This window comes from Paraburkholderia ginsengiterrae, from assembly GCF_001645125.1.
Lineage (GTDB): Bacteria > Pseudomonadota > Gammaproteobacteria > Burkholderiales > Burkholderiaceae > Paraburkholderia > Paraburkholderia ginsengiterrae.
Window position 1 is genome coordinate 1 of sequence record NZ_LXKA01000004.1, and the last position, 1753, is coordinate 1753.

The 1753-nt window shown below is 60.1% G+C and carries 2 protein-coding genes and 1 pseudogene; 2 read left to right on the forward strand and 1 reads right to left on the reverse strand.

The window, feature by feature from the left end:
* Positions 1 to 109: pseudogene (locus A6V37_RS40345) on the forward strand (phosphate signaling complex protein PhoU); the annotation flags it as partial.
* 48 nt (positions 110 to 157) lie between these two features.
* Here the strand turns inward: A6V37_RS40345 and A6V37_RS00035 are convergent.
* On the reverse strand, positions 158 to 505 hold the full coding sequence (locus A6V37_RS00035; RefSeq protein WP_064269498.1) for a hypothetical protein: 348 nt from the start codon (positions 503 to 505) through the stop codon (positions 158 to 160).
* A 339-nt stretch (positions 506 to 844) separates the two neighbouring features.
* Between A6V37_RS00035 and A6V37_RS00040 the strand changes: the two genes are divergently transcribed.
* Positions 845 to 1279: an NUDIX hydrolase gene (locus tag A6V37_RS00040; protein ID WP_082902767.1), complete on the forward strand. Its 435-nt coding sequence runs from the start codon at positions 845 to 847 to the stop codon at positions 1277 to 1279.
* Positions 1280 to 1753 lie beyond the last annotated feature (474 nt).

Here is a 1753-nt window from a genome sequence, read left to right on the forward strand (position 1 = left end):
CGGGGATCACGCGAAGAATCTGGCCGAGCTCGTCATCTATGTCGTCAAGGGCACGGATGTGCGCCATGTGTCGCGCGAGCGGCTTGAGCGCGAAGCCCTGGATCATTGAGCACCGGACAGCAGCGGCTCAACGATCGTGCGAAGCTCCGGATGATCGTCACGCGTCTCTTGGCGACAGCCCTGCCCCGCGTCGTAGCGTAACCGGCGAGGGCCGTAATGGCACGACGAAGGCGTCTGCCATGTCCTGGTCAAAAAGATCGTCCACGATCGTGCATGCTGCAACGTACCCGCCGTTCAGGGCGGCGGCCTCGCTATCGAACGCGTGGCCGCCCACCTCCCCCAGTCTGAGTTGCGACAATCGGGGCACCACGCTACCCGCCTCGAAAATGCGAACAACCGCAACATAGCCCGGATGGGCCGATGCGCGCTTTGTCGGGCCGTTGCAGAAATCAGATTCGACCGCGACCTGCAGGGTAAAGCCGTTGTACTCGTATGTCCGTGTCATGGCGTGCTCCATTGACTTGCCGTGCTCGCAGGCGTGCACGCCTGACATGGGTTTCAGCCGCGCACAATCGACCGGAATCCCCTCGCAGTCGCAGGCGAATTGTCATAACTATCGAATTTCATTCTTCGATAGCGCCGTAATACCTGAAAACGCATAATTGTGACATTTTTGTGACGATATAGTGTGCGAAGTACACATCGAATGCCGGTGCGAACCACACCGGATCGCCGCTCGGTGCCAGCGTCGAGGAAAGGCACCAGGTTTTGATCGCGCAACTTCATCGATTCATCGTCGGTGTCGTCATAAAATCGGCGCCTCGCATAAGAGTTCGGACTTTGCATGAAAGACAGGGCAACGGTGCTATGTATCAGGGATGGCCGGGTACTGCTGGTCGCGAGGGCTCGTTCGCGGTGGGCACTGCCCGGTGGCAGGATCAGGCGCGACGAGACACCTGCTGATGCCGCGCGGCGCGAGCTTGAAGAAGAGACGGGACTTGTTGCGATGGAGCTGACCTATCTGTTCCGGTTTGGTGGTCTGGGCACGCTGCACGATGTCTTTCTGGCCGGTGTGCCGTCCGACGAGGTCGCACAACCCGGCAACGAGATTGCGCGATGCCGGTGGTTTGTGCCATCGAAGATCGCCACACTGTCGGCCAGCGTTCCCACACGCGGCATCGTCGCACTGCTGTTTCCACATGGACAGATTCAGATAGTTGCGCCCTCTGACCAGACAGGGACGCCCGCCGGCGAAAGCGTGACCATCGCGGCGAAATAAAAATCCGGTGCGCGTCGAGGACGTGCCGCACTTTCCCGTCACATGCGTGCAACGGGCGCCTGGCAGCCTCGAACCGGTGTGATCCTTGACGAATCGTGCCGGCACGGTCAGACGTTAAATCAAACTGCTTCCGCAGACATATGCCGGTGTATGAATGGAGGCCTGCGCCTCATCGATCTGCTTCACACGAGTGATTCGCACTTCCCTTGTTGGCTGACTCGCCGTGCGCTTACGCACGAATGCCTGCGCCAATTCTCCGGACAATGGCGTATATTCATCGGACTACCTGCTGCGCTCATGGACGGGGTGTGCGGCGCCAGGTCGGAAGTGTGTCGAGCAAACCGGCGATACGACGGCACAACGGGGGCGCAGCCATGCCGACGACATTCACGCTGATCGATCTGGCGGGTTCGATCGCGCTTCTGCTGCTGGGCACGCAGATGGTCCAGACAGGTATGCAGCGGGCATTCGGTG

Coding starts and splice junctions, on each gene's coding strand:
- A6V37_RS00035 (WP_064269498.1), bottom strand. CDS start 505: ATGACACGGACATACGAGTACAACGGCTTTACCCTGCAGGTCGCGGTC.
- A6V37_RS00040 (WP_082902767.1), top strand. CDS start 845: ATGAAAGACAGGGCAACGGTGCTATGTATCAGGGATGGCCGGGTACTG.